Genomic DNA, 24,964 nt, shown 5'->3' on the forward strand with positions numbered 1-24,964 from the left:
AAAGGGCTTACTCAGCAAATTCTGATAAGTAGCTCCATCTTTCAATCAATTCTTCTAATTTGTCATTAAGTGATACCAGCTCTGCATTAATTTCTTCTGCTCTTACAAAATCACTACCTGTTTCATTTAACTCTTGCTCAAGCGCTTCTATTTTTCCTTCGATATTCTCTATTGAAGAAGTGATCTCTTCCCATTCTAATTTTTCTTTATATGATAATCTTGTTTTCTCTTTTTTAGTTTCTGCCGTATTTTGTTCTTTCAACGGATTTTTGACCGGCTCATCTGCAGGTAGATTCAATTGCTTTTCTAAATAGGTAGAATAATCATCCAGCGTTACTTCCGGTGGCCCGGACTCTTTAAATATAATCAGTTTATCTGTAACTTTATCTAAAAAGTATCTGTCATGGGATACGGTGATTACGACTCCGCCAAAAATGTCCAGGAAATTTTCAAGCACAGTCAGCGTTTGTGTATCCAGATCATTGGTCGGTTCATCCAGCATCAAAACATTAGGCTGTTTCATCAGCAACTTTAATAAATACAGTCTTCTCTTTTCTCCACCGGACAATTTATAGATTGGGGTACCATGGGATTCAGGAGGAAACAAAAATTGTTCAAGCATTTGAGAAGCAGAAATTGTACCTTCTGCTGTTTCAACAACTTCAGCTGATTCTCTAATATACTCTATCATTCTCAACTGCTGATCAATTTCCTCAATCTCCTGCGAAAAATAAGCAATTTTTACAGTCTGCCCAATTTCCACTGACCCACTGTCAGGTTTCACACGTCCTGCGATCATGTTCATTAAAGTAGATTTTCCGCTGCCATTTGACCCTGCTATCCCAATCCTGTCACCAGGAATAACCAGTAAACTAAAATTCTCAAATAAAACCCGATCATACTTCTTTGAAACATTTTTTAATTCTATTACCTGTTTGCCAAGCCTGCTGCTTAAGGCACCAATATTTAATTCATTGTCATCTTCTTTCGACATCGACGTTTCAAGATTTTCAAACCGCTGGATTCTCGCTTTCTGTTTTGTTGTACGCGCCTTTGCTCCTTTGCGCATCCAGGCTAATTCGTTCTTATATAAATTTGTTTTCTTTCTTTCTTCAGAAGCTTCCTGGTCTTCTCGTTCAGCTTTCGCTTCAATAAATCGCTGGTAATTCCCTTTATATTTATAAGCCTTACCTTTATCAATTTCCAACATTGAATTAGAAACCTGATCAATAAAATATCGATCATGTGAGACGAACAATAAAGAACCGGGGTATTTTTGCAAATACTGACCAAGCCAAAGGATCGCTTCATAATCCAGATGGTTCGTAGGCTCGTCAAGCAGAAGCAAGTCAGGTTCTTCTAACAGGACTTGCGCAAGCGCAACTCTTTTCTTTTGTCCCCCTGAGAGCTGTTTCAGTTTCATTTCCGTATTTTGAATTCCTAATTTTGATAAAACTGACTTTGCTTTAGAAGCTGCATCCCAAGCATTTTCTTCATCCATTCTCTGCTGAATACTGAGCATTTCAGATTGGATTTCAGCCGATTCCGGTTTAAGTTCATATTTTTTCATAATCGCAGTATACTGATTCATTAATTTTGTAATTTCAGCATCACTTTCAAAAATCGTTTCCATTATTGTCAGTTCACCATTAAGTTCAGGTTCCTGGTCAAGCAGTTTAATCGTATAATTCTTAGGTCGTTCGATGATGCCTTCATCCGGATATTCTACTCCAGTAATTAACTTCATCAACGTGGATTTTCCTGTACCATTTACTCCGATCAGACCTATTTTATCTGAGTCTGTAATGGTGAATGACAAGTCCTGGAACAGGTTTTTTTCGCCGTAAGACTTTGTGATATTTAATATTTTACACTGCTTCATTTTTTACCATTCCATTCATTCAGAAATTGATCTGTAAAGATTTCTAAAAACCGGTGCCGTTCAAGTGCTATTTTATATGCAGTTTTAGTATGCATCTCATCTTTCAGGTTCAGAAGTTTATCATAAAAATGTGAGATCACAGTATCATCGTTATTTTTGCGGCTGTGAAGCTTTTGGCTTTTGGCTCCCCCATATGTAAAAGCGCGTGCGATTCCTATAGCTCCAATGGCATCAAGTCTGTCAGCATCAGCAACAATTTTACTTTCATCATTTCCATTGTAAATGCCTCTGTTCCGATAGCTTACCGACTTTACCTGAAGTAATATATATTCCATTTCACGTTCAGAAAATCCTATCTTTTCTATTGTTTGCTGTAAAAAATGATTAGCTTTTTGTTCACTGGAATGTAGTTTATTATCACCGACATCGTGGAGATAGCTAAGCATTTCTATCAGGTGAAGATTATTTACTCCTTCAATTTCAGCAATTTTCAAAGCAAGATTCTTCACACGCATGATGTGATCCCAGTCATGTCCTGTCCGGTCTTCCTGATAGAATCCGATCACCAGATTTTTAGTCAGCCTTAACTGCTCATTGGAAATTGAAATCATTTTACTTTTCCTCCAGAAAATCAAGCGTTTCTATGACAAAATAGACCATGTCCTCAATATCTCTTATCATTTCCTCAGTAATCGTTCTTTCAAACCTGACTACGGCTTCACAAAAATCCGGGTTTCTGCTTGAAGAGATTTTTCTAATATCATAGCACCTGCTCTCCCCCCATTGTTGAGAGAGAATGTTCAAATCCCTATCAGTCCATTCTTCACTGTGCTTTCTAAAAATAATTGAGATGACTGCACCCGCTTCGCTATCATTTGTCGTCAGCAGTTCAGCTGAAAGTTTCCTGAGATCTGCATAAAGGTTCATATCAGCTTCATAGGAATGTTCATTTACATGGAATGTAAGATTGAAATTTCTGCACAGGGTTGCGATATCAATCTGATCTGTACGAGAAGTGATTTTAATCGTTCCATCTATATCACGATCGTAAACAGTACCTTCCAGTACAGTTTTTAAGTTATCAAACGCAGTTGGATCAAACATCATATCCCCACAATCTTTTTTCGTCATCATAGCATATTGATTATCACTAAACGATTTAATTAAACTTTTATGAAATCTAAATCCTTAAATTTATACTACAAACTGGCACTGAACTTAAACAGAACCCCGGAAAAACAAAAGCATCCTTTTTGGGGATGCTTTTGACATAACTTTAAAATAACCCGACACCTTTTCCATCATCTGTAACATCCATTTTTTGAGCTGCCGGGTTTTTCGGAAGCCCCGGCATCGTCATGACATCTCCGGTTAATGCAACTAAAAACCCTGCTCCAAGCTTTGGTACAACCTCCCGGATTGAAACTTTAAACCCTTCAGGTCTGCCATATAGCGATGGATCATCAGATAGTGAATACTGAGTTTTAGCCATACAGACAGGTAAGCTGTCCCAGCCATATTCCTCATATTGTTTAATTTGAGCCTCTGCTTTCTTCGAAAAGACTGCTTCAGACCCGCCATAAACTTTTTGTACGATTGAATTAATCTTTTCTTTAACAGGAAGATCAAGAGGATAGAGATAAGAAAAATCAGCAGGTCCTTCAATTGCTTCAATCACTCTTGCAGCTAAATCTCTGCCACCTTCCCCGCCTTTTTCCCACACTTCAGTTAACGAAAAAGGAACATCCTGATTTTGGCAGAATTCTTCCAATATTTTTATTTCTGCATCAGTGTCAGTATGAAATTTATTAATTGCAACTACAGCAGGTAAACCGAATTGATGAATTGTTTCCAAATGTTTTTGGAGATTTGCCAATCCCAGCTTTAACGCTTTTGCATCCTCATCAGTTAATTCATTTTTAGGCTTTCCACCGTGCATTTTTAAAGCTCTGATCGTTGCTACTATCACAACCGCATCAGGATGTTTACCGGTTGTTCGCGTCTTAATATTTAAGAATTTTTCTGCACCCAGGTCTGCACCAAAACCGGATTCCGTTACAACGTAGTCTGCAAGTTTAAGTGCTGTTTTAGTAGCCAGTACAGAATTACAGCCGTGCGCAATATTAGCAAATGGCCCTCCATGAATCAGTGCTGGTGTATGCTCAAGTGTTTGTACGATATTTGGTTTCAATGCATCTTTGAGAAGTAAAGCCAGTGCTCCCTGAACATCGAGGTCAGCCACAGTGACAGGCTCTTTCTCGTATGTATAGGCAATGACAATATTGGATAAGCGGGCTTTCATATCTTTAAGGGATGACGATAAACACAGCACTGCCATTATTTCTGACGCTACAGTAATGTCAAATCCATCTTCTCTTGGTATTCCCCTTGCAGGACCACCTAACCCCACAACAATTTGTCTTAACGCACGGTCATTCATATCCATAACTCTCTTCCAGAGAATTCTTCTCGGATCAATTTCAAGCTTATTTCCCTGGTGAATATGATTATCTATAAATGCTGATAATGCGTTATTGGCAGTTGTGATTGCATGTATATCTCCTGTGAAATGCAGGTTAATATCTTCCATAGGCAGCACCTGAGCATAACCTCCACCGGTAGCACCACCTTTAACACCCATTACAGGCCCAAGAGATGGCTCTCTTAAAGCAACCATAGAATTTTTACCGGAAGCTTTAAGCGCATCAGCGAGACCGACAGTCACTGTAGACTTCCCTTCTCCGGCAGGGGTTGGATTAATTGATGTAACAAGAATCAGCTTGCCATCCTTAGCTGTTTTTAATCTGTCAATTGTATCAAATTTGATTTTAGCTTTGTATTGACCATACATTTCTATATCTTCATCAGTCAGGCCAACACCTGCAGCGATATCAGTAATCGTCATCATCGATGCAGCCTGAGCAATATCAATGTCTGAAGGAACAGTTTTTTTTGTCGTCATAACAAGCCTCCACTATATATGTAATGCATTAATTATAACACGTCGTCATGATTTTAAAACAAACAAAAACCGCTAAATCAGCGGTTTATTGGTCTTCTTTCTCCTGTAACTTTCTAAGTTTTTGAATCAGCTCAGGATCATTTTCAAACAGCTGAACCAAATCTCCTATCCGGTCTATCGAATTCCAGCTTAAATGATGCTCGATTCCTTCTACATCATTATAAATGTTTTCATCTTTCACACCTATGACAGTTAAAAACTGCTCGAGCAGTTCATGTCTGAAAACGAGTCTTTTACCTATTTTATTACCTTTTTTGGTTAAAACAAGCCCTCGGTATTTTTCATAAATCAGGTACTCATCCTTGTCCAGTTTTTGTACCATTTTAGTAACAGAGGATGGATGGACCGACAATGCTTCGGCAATGTCAGAAACTCTTGCATACCCTTTTTGATCAATTAATAAGTAAATTTGTTCGATATAATCCTCCATGCTGGGCGTTGGCATGCGGGGACCCCTCCTCAATAAAACCATTTTTTCTACTTGTAAAGTGTACTATAAGGACTTCATTGAAACAACTGTATTCAAGTTTGCAAATATGATTCAATGTAACGTTATAATACATCCTGAACAAATACACGTTTCGCGTTCAGGCAAGTAATTTTGTCATGTCAATGAATGATTTTTGAAAATTCAATCTTGTTGTTGACTGAATTTTTAATGATGTGTATAGTAAAAATAGCATTCGATGGTGAGATGGAGTTGAATGCAAATCTCTTTAGGGAAATAGCAGGGAGGAAATCAAATGCATAATGGCAAAGTAAAATGGTTCAATAACGAAAAAGGCTACGGATTCTTGGAAGTTGAAGGTGGCGATGATGTGTTTGTACATTTTACAGCCGTGCAGGGTGATGGCTACAAATCCCTAGAGGAAGGCCAGGAAGTTTCTTTTGAAATTATAGAAGGAAATCGTGGACCACAGGCCGCTAATGTGACTAAAAAGGAATAATATAAAGCCGGCAGCTGCCGGCTTTTTTATTTTTTCTTTCTGTGAAGCAGACATTTCAAGGCTTAATAAAATAGCCGTCTCTGCCTTTAAGATAACCGCCGGCCTATTTCTTTAAGTTTCAGCCCTATCGAACATTCAGAAATGCAAAATTTATGCGCATATAACTTCCCTTTTTCGGATCTGAGCTCTTTTTTAACCGGGCATTCTGTGCAATAAGTATTCATCAACTCATCTAATTCAGAAATTGCAGTCATTTTTTCCATTTTAATCATCCTTACCAGTCTTATTCAGACTTTTTATATCTGTATGATTGATTGCCTGTTCAGCTAATTTATGAGCATTTTTATTCTGATTTCTAGTTATGTGAAAATAGATAGAAGTCATACCTTCTGACGATAGCAGCCGATCAATCTTCTCTGCCCACGTGTTTAAATCAAGGTCATAGCAGGGCCATTCACCCTTCATTTGATTGATTACTGTCAGAGCGTCACCACTGCATCGAATAACCTGCATATTGCCATCAGCTATTTTTAACGCATGTTCAATTGAATAGTACAATGCAGCGTATTCTGCTTCGTTATTAGAAGTAATTCCGTTTAACTGTTTGTTATTCTTTTCAACAAACGATTCATCATCCCGGTTATAATCTATCACCCACCCGAGACCCGCTGCTTGATCAGACTTATTAAAAGCAGCATCAAAATGGATAGTAATATCTTTTGCTGAACCGGCTGTTTTAGTCATTATTTTTTTGAACTCTTTTATATTCCACTGCTGGCCAAGATCATCATGAACAGTTATATTGAAAAATCTTCCCGTTTTTTCAAAATCTGAAATGAATAAAAGTGCCTGATTATCAGCTATCCAATTACTTTGAAATGAAAGCTTTGCGCCTGAAGGATGATGGTATAGTGCAGTAAAATATATCTTCATACATCTCTCCCCTTTCCTTCAGTCTCTTAATTGTACAATTGAATTGTCCCTCTGCGCAACTGCTGATACACTTCAATTAAGGAGGCTAAAACATGATTGAATTGTATATAGATGGTGCAAGTGCCGGCAATCCCGGTATAAGCGGCGCAGGTATTTTTGTAAAAAACGGCAACGATAGTCTTCAATTTTCCATTCCCCTGAAAGAGATGACTAATCATGAAGCAGAGTATGAGGCTTTAATTATTGGCCTTGAAAAATGTCTTCCCTATAAAAATCAAATTGTTTCCTGTAAAACTGATTCTCAGGCTGTTTATGCAGCAGTTGAAAAAAGATACATTAAGAATAAAAAATATGCCCATTATTTACCTGAGATGAATAAACTGCTCGATGAATTTGATCTGTTTTTTATTAAATGGATTCCAGGCAAAGAGAATACTGTTGCTGACAAACTTGCCAGACAGGCGGTTTTAAACCAAAAAAAGAAGAGCTGAAGCGCTCTTCTTTTTACAGAGGCACCCCTTTAGATTTAAGGTGCTCAGTCATTTCTTTTTTACTCTTTAATTTTTCACTTGAGAGTTCTTCTAAGACTGACATGTAAAAACTTGAATCGAAACGTTTTTGGCATTTCAGCGTTGCTTCGATTGCCATTTTAATCAGGGGGTCTTGTGCACCGGTAAATTTTTTTCCGAAGTATATAAAGCCAATCGCTTCATCATCAAGCTTGAAACCTCTGGCATGAAGATCAGCAACAAAATCATCCAATGTCTGATTCATTTAGCCATTTGCTCCATAAATCTTTTAACTGACCTCAACCCATGTTCTTCGATCACATCGTTTGCGTGTTCAGGCAGCCCGTTCCACTCTTTCGTAAAGGCACCTTCGATCGGAACATCGCAATGTATCTCAGCAAGGTTTCTTGATACGTGAAGCATTTGTTGATCTTCCTTTATTTTATTTCGTTGACCCGGTGTCAGACGATCAATATTCTCTAATATTTGTTCAATTGATCCAAATTCCCGAATTAACTTAAATGCAGTTTTTTCACCAATTCCTTTTACTCCTGGATATCCATCACTCGTATCACCCATTAACCCTTTGACATCAATAAACTGTTTTGGCGTAATTTCATATTCTGTAATGAACCTGTCCAGGTTGTATGTATCATAGGTTCCAAATCCTTTTTTTATTAACCAGACATCGACTGTTGGTGATAACAGTTGAAGAAGATCTTTATCACCGCTGACAATGCTAACTTTACCCTCAGATTCTCCCCTTGCAATTGTGCCAATACAATCATCCGCTTCATAACCCTTAACTCCAACATTATGAAAATCAAGTTGTTTTGCAATTTCTTTCACCAGATCAAATTGAGGTATCAGCTCTTCAGGCGGGGCATTTCGGTTTGATTTATATAACGAAAAAGCTTCATTTCGAAACGTTTCTTTCCCCATGTCCCAGCATATTGCAACATGCGATGGCTGAATCATATTTGCAGCGGTTACAGAATGCTTAATGAAACCCTGAACTCCGTTGGTTGGCAACCCTTTTTGGTTATACATAAATTGATTGGTCACTGCGGTTGCAAAAAATGACCTGAACAACAGTGCCATTCCGTCGATTAATAGTACATGTTTCATTGTTATCACCTTTTTCTTCAGTTTGTAACAGTTAATTATTTACGCGTTTTTTTCATATGGGTTGAATCCCCCAACTCAATTTCATGGTGATCATAAGATACCCAATCGCTGTAACTGCCCGGGTACAATTTAACATTCGTAAACCCTGCTTGCTTTAACGCAATAAAATTTGGACATGCAGTTACACCACTCCCGCAATAAACAATAAGCGGCTGATTTTTATCCCATTCAGAAAATCGTTTAGCCTGCATTTCCTCATCGAGCAGCCAGCCATTTTCGAAACTGTTTATCCACTCACTGTTAATTGCTCCTGGTATATGTCCTGGAACTCGATCAATCGGTTCATGATCCCCCAGATACCTCGAATAATTCCGGGAATCAATGAGTAAAGCTGATTGTTTCCCGGATACGATATTCTCTATTTCAGCAGTATCTGCTACAAGGTGATCCTGAAGATCGAGTTGAAATCTTCCTTTTTGCTGATCACGGACGACATTGGTAACCGGAAGATGTCTGCTTATCCATTCACTGTATCCACCATTTAACATATAGACCTGCTTGTGCCCCGCATAGGTTAGTAACCACCATGCACGCGCTGCAAATGCTCCCTCTCCATCGTCATAAACGACAACCGGCTGATCATTTGAAATACCCGCCTCTTCAACTTTCTTTTTAAATTCTATCATATCAGGAAGTGGATGACGGCCACCGTGCACAAGTTTTCCTCCTGACAAATCTTGATCCAACCCAAAATATACGGACCTAGGCAAATGATTTTCATTATACAGTTTTCTGCCTGAATCAGGGTTCATCAGATCAAACCTGCAATCAATCAAAGAAATGGGACGATTCAACTCTATTTGTTCGAATAACCATTCTGGTGAGACAGCTGCCTGCATTTATAATCCCCGCCTTTTCTGCATTAGTTTTTTTACGTGGTCTTTAGGTTCCCAGCAATTAAATGTATAATGTGGCTGCGTTTCATATTTAAGCCGTTTGCAAAAGTAAATCATTTCCCCAGGCTGCATCTTTATCGATTTAAAATGAATACAGGTGGCACAAACATGATATGGATTATGATGCATAAGCATTCACACTTTTTAAAGCTTTTTCGAGCTCTGTCGCATATTCTTCTGAATTTAGGTTCGTGATAGCTGAATCGATTTGCGAAGACAATTCTTTTTGCCATCTGTCATACAGAATGGATTGAACTCTCTTCATTTCATTTGTCATCCAGAACGTCAGCTGATTTGAAACTTCTTCAAGCTCAGTTATTGCTACTTTTTTAAGCTTTTCTTCTAAAGCATGTTGCATCAGTTTTTTCTCATTTTTTTCAAAAAAAGATTTTGTGTTTTTAAAAATGGACTTTTCGTTACTAAAATCCAATTCATTTAACTGCTCGAATGTATAATTAAACGTTAGCAGATCTGCGGGCGCTATCTCAGTATCAGGTTTAATACCCTCCGGAAAAACTTTTCTGATCTCATCCCATTTCTGATTCAACTCAGTTTTAAACGACTGGAAAATAAGCTGTTCAAGTCTATAATTTACTACCTTAAACTCCTGTGAGAAATCAAATGAAAGCATTGTGATCAGTTCATCAACTGCCTGTTTTAATGCGACTTTATTGGATTGTCCGTGAAAACCAGCCGGATTAAACGCCTCTTTAAAGAAATCAGAAAACCTGTAAAACACTCTCTGGTTTACATAATACAATAACTCTTTTAATTCCTGGCTGGCTTGCGCTTCCACTGCTTGGAGATTAGACGCTTCAAAATGGCTGTCCAGCTCCTCGGCTAACTGTTCGAGAGCTGCCTTTCTTCTTTCTTTATCCTGTTCATTAGCCCTCGACTGTTCTAGTAAAGCAGTCATTCGATTAATCGTCTGCTCGTAATAATCAGCCGTATTTTTCTTTACAATCGAATCCAGTTCCTGATCAATAAACGCAGTGAACTCGTCTTCGAATTCCTGCAGTCCGGAATTCCTTTTTTGCTTTAGAGCATTAAGACTTGATACCCCGAAAATTTTTGGGTGGCTGATGCCAAAGGACTTTAACTGTGTTTTCACGTAATGAATAACATCGTTTTTTTCATCTTCATTTTCTGCAAGATCAACCGCATTTACAACAAAAAACATTTTGTCATGTTCAAAGCTTTCTTTAACTCTGCCCATCTGGATCAAAAACTCTCTGTCTGCTCTGGCAAAAGCATGGTTGAAATAAGTGACAAATAATATAGCATCCGAATTTCTTATATAATCGAATGAGACATCAGTATGACGCGCATTTACTGAATCGGCTCCCGGGGTATCAACCAGCGTGATCCCCTGTTCGGATACCGACGAACTCGCATATAGATCAATCGCCTCAACAAAACATGATTGATGTTCATTTGAGACAAACCCTTGAAATTCTTCATAAGCCACCGATTTTTTGTTTCCTAAATCATTCCTGTAATCAGGCCATCCTTCAAGAAAAGCACGTATAAAACTCTTTCTTGATTCAGTTAAATCATGATTTTTCTTTAAAACATCAGGTAATTTTTCATTCATTTCACTTAATGTTTGAATGTTTTTCAATTGAGATGCTTCCTGAAGATCCATAAGCAGTTCTGATTCTTGTTTGAAGTGTACGATTACTGTCTGATCCGGATTCTCTGTATCAGGTGGAAAAATTCTGTTGATTGAAGCAGTAGTCGGATTTGGAGATACAGGCAAAACCTTATGACCAAGCAACGCATTTGCGAAACTGGATTTACCTGCGCTGAAAGCTCCGAACAATGCAACGGTATATTTTTTGTTTTTTAAGCGTTCTGACTGTTCAAAAAGTATGTTAGATTGTTGTTCAAACCCTTTAATATTACTTATTTCGTGTGCTAACTGTTGGCTGTTCTGGAATAGCTGAATCTCATCAATATCTGATGAATTTAAATGATAGGATGTTTCAGGTGCTGCATTTTCTTGATCTGTCTCTGTTAATACGCCGTCAAGGCGGGAAATTGTTTCAAAAGATTTCTCTTCCTCACTCCAATTTCCCACCCACTTATCCTCTAAATCCTGATCAGGCTTTATCTCTTCCAGTTCATGTAATTGTTTTTCCAAACGTTCCAACTGTTTGAGCACATTCACTTTTTTCATAATAGCATCATGTTCTGCAGATCTTCTCACTGTATTTTCTTCAATCACATCATCGAGCGTTTGAATCATTTCATTTTTAATATGAAGCATTTGCGATTTTATTTCTCTTCTAACATCCTCGGCTAACGATTCACAGTAATTTAATAGCGCTTCTCCTGTAAAGCCAGCTCCACTTTTTACATTTCTGCGTATGAATGAAACTGGGTCATCTACAGAAATTTTTTCAATTATTCCGCTCCAGTCTGAACGGTCAGTTCCAGCATTTTCTAAAAATCTGTAAATAAGTGATTTACTATGCCAGATTAGTTGCTCATCAATGACAACTATAAGACTCTTTTTAAAATCATTTTCTCTGTTTTCTCTTTCCTGCTGCGTCTTTTTGCCTGAAAATAATAGCCCTTTTTTAAAGTCTTTCTGCATCGCTTCAAGATAATATTCAGCTTTTGTACGCACTTCTGAAGGCATTAAATAGCTGGCCTTAAGCATTTTATTCATTTCATTATCAAAGGATTCAGACCATTCATTCAGAGAATAAACATCCTGTTCACTTATACTCTCAGCCTGATGATACAAAGATTCCTTATTTTCAACATCTTTTTCATCAATGATTGTAGAGTACGCATCAGTTATATCTTCCAGTTCATCCTCCAGATAGGAACGCATTTCTGATGTAAGTACATCCAAAGAGCTTGATACAGAGTCAACTAAAAGTTTCTTTTTGTTACGTGTCATCTGTGAAATTTCATCTTTTAGTTGTTGACTTTGATTTTCGCCATGATCAGGATATTTGAGTGACGTATAAAAGAATTTTTCAGGTGAAGCTCCCCATTGATAGAAGGCTTTTTCTACAGAATTCTTGAATGTACTGAGAGTAAGTTCTTCATCCCGGTGTTTATCAATCTGGTTAATGACTGCATATATTTTTCGATTATGCTGAGACATATTTTTTATGTATTCAAAATTCATTTCTGATTGTACATGATTATAATCCATGACATAAAACAGCAGATCGGCAAGGTGGACTGCTGATTCAGTAGACCTTTTGTGAGCATCATCAACAGAATCTATACCTGGTGTGTCCAGCAATGTTACACCTTCAGGCATAGACTCTGAATTTTTCCAAATATCAATCCTTTTAATTTTTAATCCTTCTTTACCCAGTTTGATTATTGCTTTTTCATCCAGAGGAGGTTCAAGTTCATAGATTTGATCGTCAGCCAATGTAACTCTGACCGGCTTTTCATCACCAGCATGCAGTGCAACAAGGTTAGCACTGGTTGGAATCGGGCTTGACGGCAATATAACTTCTCCTGTTAAGTGATTGATCATGGCAGACTTACCTGCAGAAAAATGACCGCAAAATGCAATCACGATTTCTTCACGGTACAGTTTTTCAGCAAGCTTAAGTATCTTATCAGCTCTTTCCTGATCTCCTATATCTATCGCTTTTCTATAAAACCCTGTTAATTCCGACATCAATTCAGTTTTATGTAAAATGAAATCCGGTGTGTTCAACTAAACCGTCCCCTTTTATTCTTTACTGCGTTACGTATGTTACAGGTTTATGCTTCGGGGTTTCACAGCACGGGCTCCAAACCTTCAGCTACAAATCATTAAATAAACCTTTCAACTATATTCTCTACTCTATATTGTATCGAATAATTGGCTGCCTCCATAATAAATTTTAATATTTGTATAAAGAATTTTTGAAATTCTCCTATCATAAGCATAAAGTAATGGTATAATAGATCTATTATGAATGTTGGAGGTCACAATGAGTACTTCAAAGGTAGTAACTGAACTGTTAAATGGGATGGTACATTCTATACGCAAGGTGATGCCGGTGCATATAGAACACAGCAACCCATCAGTATTAACGAAACCATATGAACAGGAACAAATCGCTGTATTAATAGGGATGACAGGACAACTTAAAGGAAATATCCTAATAGATGGGGAAAAGCAGCATTTCAGCAGTCTGGGTAATACGATGTATGGAATGTATCTTGAAGATGATATGCTGATCTCTTTTATCGGGGAAATTGGCAATATGATTGCCGGTAACCTGACAACTTATATATCTTCAGAAGGAGTTGAGATGGATATTACACCACCCTCTGTTATGTCAGGATCTACGACGCTTCATAACTATGCCCAGGCCATCCACCTTCCTTTTAAAGCAGAAGGCGTTGGGAATTTTTCAATCCTGGTATCTATTCAACAGTAAAAAACAGAATTCTTTTGATAGAATTCTGTTTTTTACTATGGTTAAAACCAATCTTTCTTACCGAACCATTTCTTATCACTCTCATAAGTCTTCGAAATGATCCGGCAAATTTTTAATAATATGCTATATTCTTAAGCAAATCTTAAAGAATAAAAACTGCCTTCGCACATGAACCGATTTCGAACGTTTCCCCTACTCTTTAAAACCCATTAATCGTCATGCCTCCATCAACGAAGAGTGTCTGACCTGTCACATAACTGCCGGCTTCAGAAGATAAGAATAACGCCGGTCCAATTAACTCCTCTACCTGTCCTACTCTTTTTAATGGGGTTACCGCAAGAATGTCATTTAAATAGTTTTCATCTTCAAGTAAATGCTTCGTTAAAGGTGTTTCAAAGTACCAGGGGCCAATTGAATTCACTCTTACACCACTGCTTCCCCATTCATAAGCGAGTACTTTTGTCATTTGTATCATCGCAGCTTTAGATGCAGCGTAAACGACTCCTGTTTTCAAGGCGACATGACCTGCAACAGATGACACTGATAAGATACTGCCCCCATTATTTTCCTGCATACGGGTCCCGACAGCCTGTGACATCATAAAAGCTGACTTCACATTTGTATCCATTATTCTTACCCATTCATCTTCAGTTACATCACTTGCTTTAGAACGTATATTCATACCAGCATTATTGATTAATATATCGATTTGATGATACGTCTGATAAATTTCGGCCACAACCTGCTTAATTTCTTCAGTACTTGTGACATCCATCGGAAAGACAGCTGCACTGCCTCCACGGCTTTCAATTTCTGCTTTAACCTGTTCAAGTTCAGATTTTGTCCGGGAGCACAGAATGACTTCTGCGCCCGCTTCAGAGAAACCAAGTGCCAATGCACGGCCGATTCCTCTTCCGGCTCCGGTTATAATTGCTTTTTTACCATCCAGTCTGAATGATGGGAGTAACATGGGTACCCTCCTTATTTAGCACGCTCCAGTTGATAAAGTGCTGAGTATTTGTCTTCTAAATACTTAATCAGATGTTCAGCATTTAAACCCTCGCCTGTAGCTTCTTTTAAAATTTCAAGCGGTTTTTTTGTCTTACCGAAACGGTGTACTTTTTCAGTCATCCAATTTTTGATTGGTGCAATATCCCCATTTGCAATGTATTCATCAAACTGTGGAAGATCTTTCAACATAGCTTGTTTAAATTGCGCAGCATACATATACCCCAGTGCATACGATGGGAAGTAGCCAAATGAGCCTCCCGACCAATGTACATCCTGAAGAATACCTTCAGCATCATTTGAAGGGACAACACCCAAATACTCTTTATATTTTTTGTTCCATACTTCCGGTAATTCACTTACCTCGAATTCATTATTGAAAAGTCCTTTTTCAATTTCATATCTGATCATTATATGCAGAGCATAGGTCAGTTCATCAGCATCTACTCTGATGAGTGAAGGTTTTGATTCGTTAATCCCGGCGATGAAATCTTCAACTGAAACATCGCTGAATTGTTCAGGAGAATACTCTTTTAAAGCAGGCAGATGTCGACGCCAAAATTCCGGGTGCCGTCCCACGAAATTTTCCATAAATAATGATTGTGATTCATGTATACCCATTGATGTACCGCCACTCAATGGAGTGCCTGTTAACGCCGGATCAATATTTTGTTCGTACAATGCATGTCCGCATTCGTGAATCGTACCAAACACAGCACCTCTGAAATCATTTTCATCGTAGCGTGTCGTAATTCTTACATCCCCTGTATTTAATCCGGTTGCAAACGGATGTACAGTTTCATCCAGTCTTCCGGCATCAAAATCGTATCCGAGTTCTTTTAAAACATGCACACTGAATTCCCGCTGTGAAGCTTTAGGAAAATGCTTATATACGAAACCTGTGTCCGGTTTAACCGTTGACTTTTCAATTCCTTTAACAAGCGGCACAATGGCTTCCCGTACACTTCCGAAAACCTGGTCCAGGTCTTTTACTGTTACGCCTGGCTCAAACATATCCAGCAGTGTATTATAAGGATTTCCTTCATACCCCCAATAGCCTACGAATCGCTTAGTCGTCTCAACCAATTCTTTTAAATATGGTTCAAACAGTGAAAAATCAGATTTCTCTCGTGCTTCTTCCCATACACTCTCTGATTTTGATTTCAGAATGACATATTTTTTGAATTCATCCTCAGGTATTTTGCGATTTCGGTCAAACTCTTTTTGACACTCCTCAAGCATTTTTACAGTCAGTTCATCAAGTTCACTCTTATTTGCGTTGAGTTCGTTTATGTATTCCGCCATTTTATCTGATGTTGACAAATTAAATACTTCAGATGAAAGTATTCCAATTACTTCCGAACGATTTTCAATGGCCTTTTTTGGTGCGCCGGTTCTTAAATCCCAAAAAATCAATCCTAATGCTTCCTGGTATGCGGAAATTTTATTAAGGTGTGATTTAAAGTCTTGTTTTACTGTTTCTAATGTCAAGCTAATCCCTCCAGTCAATGATCAATACTCATTTTATCATATTTTTCTGAAAAAATAATGTATTTGTTTCGGAAATTGAAATAAATGACCAAAAAAAAATTCGTATTCTCTATGTTAAGAATACGAATTTAATCATACTTGCTTTATTTAATTACCGTTGGTTCTACCGGGAGTATTTTTTTAATTTCAGGAATCCATTTTTCTTCTTCCTGTGAAATAAATATGGTGATATTTCCACGATCATCTGAAGAGCGGATTAACCTGCCTGCTCCCTGCTGCAGCCTGAGCAGCATATAAGGCAAATCCACTTCATTCATAGGATCCGCTGAATGATTTCTCTTTGCTTCAAACACCGGGTCATCCGGCGGAAATGGAAGCGATTCGATGATGACATTGTTCAAGCTTAAACCCGGTACATCTAAACCTTCCCAAAGATTAATTGATGAAAGAACGGATGCAGTATCTTCCTGAAATTTTTCAACAAGAGAACTGATTTCTTCGTCACCTTCATAGAGCACCTGTTTATTTTCAATCAGATTTGTATATCTGAAAATATCTTTGTTCTCATGGTTGTTAAATAAAATGAGAGAACCACCATCATTATGATTGACAATATCAGATATCGCCGCTGCTTTCTCATGATCATCCATTACTTTAATCTGTATTGTCATTACGTCGTCATATTCGTACGGTGATGCTACCGTAAAGGAAGAATAATCATCCACTCCGAGACTATCAGCCAAGTATGAGAAATCTTCGTTGACTGAAAGCGTTGCTGAAGAAAAAATAAAAGGAAGTTTCTTAGAAAATACTTCTTCTCTTAATATTTCCTCAACCATACGTGGCATGATGACCAGTCTTTCGTCGTCAAAGTTCTCTTCAAGCCAAATAATCGCATTATCATCTTCTACAAGAAGCTTTAACGAAAACAGAACAGTTTCGAGATATTCTTCCGAAATTTTTAAATCGTATTCATCGATTACATACATTTCAGATTCAAAGACCAGCTCTTCAAGCAGTTGATCAATTGCCTGTTTCAATTTAGCAGAAGCATCAATCAGCTCTTTGGATTTATTTATTTTCATTCGTTCAGAACTCCGGTCTGCACTCCGGCTGATTAATGAAAACCAGTCATCGTGCATTTCCAGGATTGTATCAATAAGCAGTAAAGTTTTTTCTCTTACATCATTCCCGGAGAGTTTAGAAATGATCTTTTCCATCGACTGAAGTGATGTTTTATACGTCAATGCTTTCTGTGCTGCATATTCAAGCAGGTGACCTTCATCAAATATAACTGAACTTGCTTCAGGCAACAGTGGAAGCTGACCTTCCCGGACTCTGGAGTCTTTGGTCCATATATGCTCCATATAAAAATCATGTGAGCAAACAATTAAATCTCCTGCCTGCCTGTAGTATTCTCTGTGTAGTGTCTGACCACAGCGATGTCTTACATCACAGCTTAGACAATCCTGCAGGGAGTCATAATTAACAGCCTGCCATTGCTCATCGTCCAAATAAGGGTACTCTTTCCGATCTCCGTAAGGGTAGAAAGAAGACATAGACCCTGCTCCGAAAACAAATTCAGGGAGCTGGAGATAAATATCTTCAATTGCTTCATCTTCAGTCCGTTTGTCTGCTTCATCAAGTTTTTTCAAGCATAAGTACTGCTCTCTTGATTTAGCAAGTCTTACATCAATCTCCATGTCAAGCAGTTGTTCAATTTTCTTTATATCTCCTGTGGGCTTTACTAATTGTTCAATCAGCGTTTCATCTGCACATGCAATGATGGCAGGTTTTCCTGTGTATCTTGCATAAGCTACTGCGTAGAGCAGGTATGCAATTGTTTTACCAGTACCCACGCCAGCTTCGGCAAATATAACAGATTTGTTTTTATATGCCTGTTCAAGCTGAAACGCCATAAAAATCTGTTCATCACGCAATTCGAGCCCATTTTCAGGCAGGATGTCGTAAAAAACGTCTCCAATCCAGTCGCCTAGTGCTTCATAAAATGACTGATCACTCGTTATAGGGAACGGAAGACTTTTCGTATTCATTCAATCATTCCTTTAATCATTTTTACGCTTTGGCCGCTGACCAAAATACTGATAATAGTCAGTGCGGATAAATCCGTTAAAGAGTTTGCGTTTCTTAGTTGCTTTCTTTCCGTACAGATCTTCAAATTCCGGATGAGAGGTAATAATATACTTAGACCATGTTGGGTACTGCTCAAAAACCTGCCCCATATCACGATACATTTCTTCTACTTCTTCCTCTTCACCAATCCGTTCCCCATATGGAGGATTTCCAATAATGACGCCTGAATCTGAAGAAGCTGAAAAATCTTTTACCTGCATTTGCTTGAATTGAATCAAATCACCAAGGCCTGCTTCGATTGCATTTTCTTTCGCAATTTCAATCAGTTTATGATCTACATCAGTACCGTAAATTTCCAGATGCTGATCATAGTTCGCCGATTCTTCAGCATCTACTCTTACTTTTTCCCACAACGATGCAGGAATGATCGGCCATTCTTCCGAAATAAATTCACGGTTGAAACCGGGAGCAATATTTTGTCCAATTAAAGCTGCTTCAATTGGAATCGTTCCAGAACCACAGAATGGATCATGAAAAGGTCTGTCAGGACGCCAGTTGGTTAATTTAATTAACGCTGCAGCCATTGTTTCTTTAAGTGGCGCTTCACCCTGACCAGTACGGTACCCTCTTTTATGGAGTCCAGCACCGCTTGTATCCACAGTTAACGTTACTTTATCATTTCTGATCGCAACCTCGATTTTATACGTCGGTCCGGTTTCGTCAAGAAAGCTCATTCTTTTATATGCAGCTTTCATTCTTTCAACAATCGCTTTTTTAACAATTGATTGACAGTCAGGTACACTGTAAAGCTTTGATTTCACCGATTTACCAGATACCGGAAAAGCAGCATCCACAGGCATCAAAGTCTCCCAGGGAATAGATTTAGTCCCTTCGAACAGCTGATCGAATGTGTAGGCATTAAATTCACCCATCACGATTTTCACACGGTCAGCGGTCCGCAGCCACATGTTTGCCCGTACGATGGCAAGTTCATCACCTTCAAAGAAAATCTTTCCGTTTTCGACTGTTGTTTCATAGCCGAGATCTTTCACTTCTCTCGCAACGATGGACTCAAGTCCCATTGCTGCTGTAGCAATAAGTTTATAAGTAGCCATGGTTTCACCTCATACAGTTTATTTATTATCATTTCGCTCTATTGTTCATTTAATCCTGCTCGAAAGAAAAAAGGCAGACCTCCTGTTTATGGTCATGCCTTTTGTATCTCTTTATAAAATTGGTCAACCAGCTAATGGTCTGTAAGCCATGTTTTGTTCAAGCGTACTGCAAGCGCCTGTTAAGCTCGTACGACAAGCGGCAATCATCTATCTGCCGGCAAAATGCCGACCTTCCCCTTCGTTCATTTCCTCCGGGAAAGTGCCTCTACCATTGTTTGAGTTTCTCACTCGCGGGGTTTACCTCGTTCCACTTCTGTCATTTCTGACAGAACTTCGTCACTGTGGCACTTTCAAGAGATGCATACCATATCAAGAGACTTAGGTATCCTCTCTGCCGTCAGTCTGATCACTCAGACTGCCTTCGCTTATTTTTTCGCGAAGCACGAACACTACGGGCATCTCAGCTCCGTGCGAGCATGGACTTTCCTCTGCGTAAAGCAGCAATTGCCCGACCAATTAACCGGTTTCGCCAAGTTCAAATTATACAGTGAAACAGGCCGATTAGCAAGCAGCTTTATCTGTCTTCATATAATTTTCTTCCAAACACTTCTTTTTCAAGGTTGGAAAGTCTTTTTAATATATCAAAGTTCGTTGTACCACTTACTGTTGGTTGCGGCTGAGTCTGCTGAACTGTGGATCTGCGCTGAGGCTCTGTGCTTCTTTGCGCTTTTTTCAATTCGCTTTCAAGCGTTTCAATTCTTTCAGCAAATGCTTCATAATCTTTAATGATCTGATCAAGAAAAGCGTCTACTTCTTCAGGCTTATAACCTCTCATTGCTGTTTTGAATTCCCGCTCAAGTATTTCTTTTGCGCTTAATTGTGCAACATCATTCTTCATCATTTTTCACCTCGGCTATCGTATCCAGTAGTCTTATTTTTTCAAAAAGCATGACAGTTGTCAATCAGGATCTGCATCACTTAATGCTTCTTCATCAGCAATCCATTGCAGGTCCTGAAAATTTATCCTGATTAGTTCCAGTCGTTTCTTTTCCTGAACCTGTTCAGCTTTTTTTATAAAGAATGATGGGGAGGCTTTCTTTTCCTCATCATATATGGCAAGTAAACCATCTGCTTTGTTAAGCAAAAAATCATCTCTGTTCTTAAATTGAGACGGATCTGTATATGGTTTATTTGAGACAGAGGCGACAAAATCAGCCTCCCCCAAAATGTTCCTATATGCTTCCTGGTTCACTTCGTTCCATTTCTCTTCCTGCTTTAAGAATGGGGTAATAATAGCCAATTGAATAGCAGGATAATCAGCTTTTAATTTTATTACCTCTTCTGCTGCCCATTGTTCAATGCCCAATGATCCGGACACGATCACCCATTCCAGCCCTTCTTCAATGAGAGGGATGATATGCTGCCTGATCGATTTCTTTATAATTCTGATAGCCGGATCATCCGCTTTAAAGATTCCGATTTCATGGGCTTTATAACCTGATATGACAAGTGTTTTCATATAATCACCACAAATTTATTATACATTAATCTTAAAAAAAAGCGGCTGGATCTTTTATCCTGCCGCTTTCAGATGCTTATTGCTCAGCTGATTTACCTGATCAAAATCACTTATTATAATGTAGTAAGCTGATCTCCGATTGCTGAGAAAACGTAAGCAGTAGCTCCAATCACAAAGAAAAACAACAGTAACAGTAATTTTCTCATACTTTCAACCCCAAATAGTTTCAATAATTTAATAGTACAATTGTTTTGAAAATGATACAACCACCTATCAAACATCGTTTTTTGTCTATTTTGTGACAGAACAGAGAATTGTTTGTTGAATTTAGTCATATTACAGCTCAAATTATTAACGTAATCAGTCGTTTTATGCGCTTGCCCGGGAAATATTACTTGGGATTATTTCCGCTCATTTTCCGGGAAATCCGATTAAGCCTGTGTTTAATTTGACCAAGAATTTTCTGTTTTCTCTCATTCTTTAAGTCTTCTGTATCAAGGGCTTTTATCGCCTGCATCGCAAATAAGTATGCATTTTTAAAGTCTTTTAAATGATGCTCATACAATTTTGCGATTTCAATCGCAGATTCTCTCTGTTCTTTTGGCAATCCTTTTTCAAGTGAAATTTCCCAAAGTGTAATCGCTTGTGGATACTGATGCTGCTTCTTATGTTCAAACGCCAGGTGGAATGCAGCTGAAGGGTTCTGATCCATCTCGTAAGAATCTGTTAAATATTTTTCGGACAGATTGCTTACTCCTTCTTTTTTAAACCACTTTCCGGTTTCGAGTTTTTCTTTACTGTTCTGACTTTCATCGGTACCGAGCAGTTGAAAGCTGATGTGCGTATATAAAGTGATTAATGAAAGAATATCTTTCTCATTATGCTCAAGGACTTTTAACATTCCCTCAGGGTGCTTTCTTTCTACAAAGTCAAAATAAATCGCAGGCGCCAGATATCCGGGAATATCATCTTTTCTTTCAAATCCAAGCTTTTTTTCCTCGATGCTTTTGAGTTTTAAAGAATTTAAACTGCTCTTCCATAATCTTTTTGAAGCATGGTATAAATCAAAATGGCCTGTTTCAGGTAGTTTGGGCACGTGCTTGCGAATGAGCGTATGTCTGGATTTAACTTGTGGCCAGTCAAAAGATTTGCCGTTAAATGTTACGAGCATTTCGTAATCGACGTTTTCCAAAAAGCTTAAATACAGCGCTACTTCATTCGCCGGGTCTGTCAGTATATGCTGTTTTACTATGATTTTATCTTTATCAACTCTGGCATAACCGAGCAAAAAAATTGAAGTGCCCGTTCCGCTTAATCCTGTCGTTTCAGTATCAAAAAAGAACAGGTCCTCAGCAGCAAATCCCTTAGCTGAAAGTGAATGATTAAAGTTGACGTTATTCCATGCTTCCACAGCATGTTTAAAAGCTTCAAGCTTATAATGTCCATGCTTATAATCCAGCGGAAAGTGTACTTCTCTGATTAAACAGTATTGATCCCCTGAAACAAATAGATCGGTATCATTACTTTTCCATAAATCCATATGCGGTAATGCATCTGTCCCTTGAACCGGTTTATCAGCGTGTTGTTGTTTCAGATGAGGTTTCATCCTGTCTAACTTTTTTTTAAGACTCATCATGTTTACGCTCCATCGCCTCAGAGAATAGTTTTAGTAACGCATACGCGTCTTTTTTTCCTCCGGTAAAGGAAATTTCTGTGCCAACACATGAAGGACACCCGTTTTCACACCGGCATCCGCTGACAAGCATGGCAGCTTCATCTATTAAATTGCTGCCGGATTCATACACTTTCTCACTGAGACCAATGCCACCCGGGTAACGATCATATACAAAAATCGTTGGCAACTGATTGTGAACTGCTTTTACCTGTGGTGTGATTTGGATGTCCTGAGGGTCACACATTACATAAACCGGAACAATTGCTTTTAATGCATGTGCTGCACCAATTAACCCTTGTTCAATTCTTTCATCAGTCATATCATGAAGTTCTTCTTTCAATGAAAACCAGGCAGCACTTGTATGCAGCTCTGCTTCAGGGAGATCAATCGGACCAGAACCAATGTTTTCATGCGTATCAAACTTGATCTTTTTAAATATTGTTGCCATTGCTCTTACTGAAACATCGCCGTAAGAGGCAATTGCGCTTTCTGTTTCTGCACTCTTATCTTCTTCTAAAACTGATAATTGTACCGCAAGATTTGCATCAGTGTAGTAATCGACTTCAACTTCTCTTACAAATGCTTTCTTTTCTTCCCAATCAAGAAATTCAACCTGATACTGCACGCCCTGATGAAGATAGATCGCTTCATCATGCAGCAGTGTCATTGCACTGAACCTGTCCATTTCTCCAAGTACTTTATGTGCAGCCGTTTGAGACTGGTCAATGATCACCACATTTTCCTGTGAAGCTGAACGCAGACTGATGTTATGTGCTGGAAATGCATCATTCATCCAGTGCCATCTGTCAGATGAAAAATGCAGCACACGTTCTTCCGTTAAGTATTCCAGCAGATCGACAGGATCAATATCCCCGAAAAGCTCGTCTCTTTCAAAAGGAAGTTCAAATACTGCACATTTTAAATGGTCCAGCATAATAATAATGTTTTCAGGATTAATTCTTGCAGTTTCAGGACTAGCTTCCAAAAAATAGTCAGGATGCTGAATCACGAACTGATCCAGCGGGCTGGAGCTCGCTACCATGATAATCAATGCTTCACCCTGCCTTCTGCCCGCTCTGCCGGCCTGCTGCCAGGCACTCGCAATCGTTCCTGGATAGCCTGTCATGACACACGCCTGCAATTGACCAATATCTACCCCAAGCTCAAGCGCATTCGTACTGACTACACCATACACATCACCCGTTCTTAATCCCTTTTCAATTTCACGCCGCTGCGTAGGCAGGTAACCGCCACGGTATCCTCTAATAGATTTAGGTCCAAGTTCATTTTTAACCAGCTCCTGCAAATATGTAAGAATGATCTCTACCCTTACACGGCTTCTGGCAAAAACAATCGTCTGTATCTTCTCTTTCAGCAGTATGCCGGCAATTCTTCTGACCTCAAGCGTTGCACTCCGCCTAATATTCATTTGATGATTAACGATGGGAGGATTATAAAAAACAAAATGTTTTTTTGCAGATGGAGCGCCATTCCGGTCAATTAATTGCATACGGTTACCTGTAAGTTTTTCAGCCAATTCTTTAGGATTTGCGATCGTGGCTGAAGTACAGATGAAAATAGGATCACTGCCATAAAACTTGCATATTCTTTTGAGTCTTTTCATCACATTTGCTACATGACTGCCAAACACCCCCCTGTATATATGAAGTTCATCAATGACCACATATTTTAAATTCTCAAATAAAGATACCCATTTCGTATGATGAGGCAATATAGCAGAGTGAAGCATATCGGGGTTTGTTATAACAATATGTCCCGCTTTTCTTACTTTTTGTCTGATGCCAGCAGGTGTATCACCATCATAGGTATAAGAATTAATAGATGCTTCTGCCAACTCCAGCAGCTCATTTAACTCTGTTTTCTGATCCTGTGCTAACGCTTTCGTCGGAAAAATATATAAAGCTCTGCTATGATGATCATTCATAATTTGCTGGATCACCGGGAGATTATAACAAAGTGTTTTCCCTGAAGCTGTTGGCGTTACAGCAGTAATTGATTCACCTTTCATGACAGCTTCATAGGCTTCAGCCTGATGAGCATAAAGCTGACCGATCCCTCTTCGTTCCAGTGCCTTAATCAGGTCTGGGTGAACACTTGAAGGAAGCGGTGCATAAACCGCTTCCTTAGGTTCAATTGTATGCCATTTTATAATCTGGTCTGAAATTTCTTTATTATTTTTAAAGTTTTCTGCGATTTCACTAAGCGTTTTTTTACGCATGCAATCACCTCACGACCTTATTATACGAACATATATTCTT

General features: G+C 38.6%; 22 protein-coding genes and 1 other RNA gene. 3 read left to right on the plus strand and 20 right to left on the minus strand.

What is annotated here, in order from left to right; genetic code table 11:
• Nucleotides 1-7: 7 nt before the first annotated feature.
• From E2626_RS04230 to mntR, 5 genes are all read right to left on the minus strand, one after another.
• Nucleotides 8-1,882: an ABC-F family ATP-binding cassette domain-containing protein gene (locus E2626_RS04230; RefSeq protein WP_134380007.1), complete on the minus strand. Its 1,875-nt coding sequence runs from the start codon at nt 1,880-1,882 to the stop codon at nt 8-10.
• Nucleotides 1,879-2,493: an HD domain-containing protein gene (locus tag E2626_RS04235; RefSeq protein WP_134380009.1), complete on the minus strand. Its 615-nt coding sequence runs from the start codon at nt 2,491-2,493 to the stop codon at nt 1,879-1,881. The genes E2626_RS04230 and E2626_RS04235 overlap by 4 nt, the downstream gene beginning before the upstream one ends.
• A gap of 1 nt (nt 2,494) precedes the next feature.
• Nucleotides 2,495-2,986 carry a hypothetical protein gene (locus E2626_RS04240; protein WP_166786736.1) on the minus strand — a complete coding sequence of 164 codons (492 nt, stop codon included), beginning with the start codon at nt 2,984-2,986 and terminating at the stop codon, nt 2,495-2,497.
• A gap of 172 nt (nt 2,987-3,158) precedes the next feature.
• A complete protein-coding gene (locus tag E2626_RS04245; protein WP_134380013.1) occupies nt 3,159-4,844 on the minus strand; it encodes a formate--tetrahydrofolate ligase in 1,686 nt (561 codons plus the stop codon).
• Nucleotides 4,845-4,929: 85 nt separating this feature from the next.
• Nucleotides 4,930-5,349 carry a transcriptional regulator MntR gene (gene mntR / locus E2626_RS04250; protein ID WP_134380015.1) on the minus strand — a complete coding sequence of 140 codons (420 nt, stop codon included), beginning with the start codon at nt 5,347-5,349 and terminating at the stop codon, nt 4,930-4,932.
• Nucleotides 5,350-5,647: 298 nt separating this feature from the next.
• Here mntR and cspD point away from each other — a divergent pair, with 298 nt between their 5' ends.
• Nucleotides 5,648-5,851, plus strand: a complete 204-nt coding sequence (cspD, locus tag E2626_RS04255) for a cold-shock protein CspD (RefSeq protein ID WP_134380017.1) — start codon at nt 5,648-5,650, stop codon at nt 5,849-5,851.
• Between the two features lie 86 nt (nt 5,852-5,937).
• On the opposite strand, the gene E2626_RS04260 is transcribed toward cspD, so the two are convergent.
• A complete protein-coding gene (locus E2626_RS04260; RefSeq protein WP_424955112.1) occupies nt 5,938-6,123 on the minus strand; it encodes a zinc-finger domain-containing protein in 186 nt (61 codons plus the stop codon).
• Complete coding sequence (locus E2626_RS04265; RefSeq protein ID WP_134380021.1) at nt 6,116-6,784, minus strand: reverse transcriptase-like protein; 669 nt, start codon at nt 6,782-6,784, stop codon at nt 6,116-6,118. The genes E2626_RS04260 and E2626_RS04265 overlap by 8 nt, the downstream gene beginning before the upstream one ends.
• Before the next feature lie 92 nt (nt 6,785-6,876).
• On the opposite strand from E2626_RS04265, the gene E2626_RS04270 reads away from it, so the two are divergent.
• On the plus strand, nt 6,877-7,275 hold the full coding sequence (locus E2626_RS04270; RefSeq protein WP_134380023.1) for a reverse transcriptase-like protein: 399 nt from the start codon (nt 6,877-6,879) through the stop codon (nt 7,273-7,275).
• 13 nt (nt 7,276-7,288) lie between these two features.
• Here the strand turns inward: E2626_RS04270 and E2626_RS04275 are convergent, their stop codons facing one another.
• The 4 genes from E2626_RS04275 to E2626_RS04295 all read right to left on the minus strand — a co-directional run bounded on the left by E2626_RS04275 (nt 7,289) and on the right by E2626_RS04295 (nt 13,071).
• Nucleotides 7,289-7,558 (minus strand): DUF6123 family protein, encoded by a 270-nt coding sequence (locus E2626_RS04275; protein ID WP_134380025.1) that lies wholly within the window; start codon nt 7,556-7,558, stop codon nt 7,289-7,291.
• Nucleotides 7,555-8,421, minus strand: coding sequence for a 5'-3' exonuclease (locus tag E2626_RS04280; protein ID WP_134380027.1), 867 nt, complete (start codon nt 8,419-8,421; stop codon nt 7,555-7,557). Before E2626_RS04280 ends, E2626_RS04275 begins: the two co-directional genes overlap by 4 nt.
• A gap of 35 nt (nt 8,422-8,456) precedes the next feature.
• Nucleotides 8,457-9,320, minus strand: a complete 864-nt coding sequence (locus E2626_RS04285) for a sulfurtransferase (RefSeq protein WP_134380029.1) — start codon at nt 9,318-9,320, stop codon at nt 8,457-8,459.
• Nucleotides 9,321-9,495: 175 nt separating this feature from the next.
• On the minus strand, nt 9,496-13,071 hold the full coding sequence (locus tag E2626_RS04295) for a dynamin family protein (protein WP_134380033.1): 3,576 nt from the start codon (nt 13,069-13,071) through the stop codon (nt 9,496-9,498).
• 259 nt (nt 13,072-13,330) lie between these two features.
• Between E2626_RS04295 and E2626_RS04300 the strand changes: the two genes are divergently transcribed.
• Nucleotides 13,331-13,783: a chemotaxis protein CheX gene (locus E2626_RS04300; protein WP_166786737.1), complete on the plus strand. Its 453-nt coding sequence runs from the start codon at nt 13,331-13,333 to the stop codon at nt 13,781-13,783.
• Nucleotides 13,784-13,982: 199 nt separating this feature from the next.
• Here the strand turns inward: E2626_RS04300 and E2626_RS04305 are convergent, their stop codons facing one another.
• From E2626_RS04305 to E2626_RS04345, 9 genes are all read right to left on the minus strand, one after another.
• Entirely contained in the window at nt 13,983-14,753 is a 771-nt protein-coding gene (locus tag E2626_RS04305; RefSeq protein WP_134380037.1) for an SDR family NAD(P)-dependent oxidoreductase, read from the minus strand.
• Nucleotides 14,754-14,764: 11 nt separating this feature from the next.
• Nucleotides 14,765-16,288 (minus strand): carboxypeptidase M32, encoded by a 1,524-nt coding sequence (locus E2626_RS04310; RefSeq protein ID WP_279587249.1) that lies wholly within the window; start codon nt 16,286-16,288, stop codon nt 14,765-14,767.
• 137 nt (nt 16,289-16,425) lie between these two features.
• Nucleotides 16,426-18,336 (minus strand): ATP-dependent DNA helicase, encoded by a 1,911-nt coding sequence (locus tag E2626_RS04315; RefSeq protein WP_134380041.1) that lies wholly within the window; start codon nt 18,334-18,336, stop codon nt 16,426-16,428.
• Nucleotides 18,337-18,348: 12 nt separating this feature from the next.
• Nucleotides 18,349-19,491, minus strand: coding sequence for a THUMP domain-containing class I SAM-dependent RNA methyltransferase (locus E2626_RS04320; RefSeq protein ID WP_134380043.1), 1,143 nt, complete (start codon nt 19,489-19,491; stop codon nt 18,349-18,351).
• A 137-nt stretch (nt 19,492-19,628) separates the two neighbouring features.
• An RNA gene (gene rnpB, locus E2626_RS04325) (RNase P RNA component class B) lies at nt 19,629-20,007 on the minus strand.
• 58 nt (nt 20,008-20,065) lie between these two features.
• Nucleotides 20,066-20,389 carry a cell division regulator GpsB gene (gene gpsB / locus E2626_RS04330; protein WP_134380045.1) on the minus strand — a complete coding sequence of 108 codons (324 nt, stop codon included), beginning with the start codon at nt 20,387-20,389 and terminating at the stop codon, nt 20,066-20,068.
• A 60-nt stretch (nt 20,390-20,449) separates the two neighbouring features.
• Complete coding sequence (locus E2626_RS04335) at nt 20,450-21,010, minus strand: SLOG family protein (protein WP_134380047.1); 561 nt, start codon at nt 21,008-21,010, stop codon at nt 20,450-20,452.
• A 391-nt stretch (nt 21,011-21,401) separates the two neighbouring features.
• On the minus strand, nt 21,402-22,646 hold the full coding sequence (locus E2626_RS04340; protein WP_341785727.1) for a ribonuclease H-like domain-containing protein: 1,245 nt from the start codon (nt 22,644-22,646) through the stop codon (nt 21,402-21,404).
• Entirely contained in the window at nt 22,633-24,924 is a 2,292-nt protein-coding gene (locus E2626_RS04345; protein WP_134380051.1) for a DEAD/DEAH box helicase, read from the minus strand. Before E2626_RS04345 ends, E2626_RS04340 begins: the two co-directional genes overlap by 14 nt.
• Nucleotides 24,925-24,964 lie beyond the last annotated feature (40 nt).

The sequence above is a fragment of the Jeotgalibacillus salarius genome (genome assembly GCF_004405125.1).
Classification (GTDB): domain Bacteria; phylum Bacillota; class Bacilli; order Bacillales; family Jeotgalibacillaceae; genus Jeotgalibacillus; species Jeotgalibacillus salarius.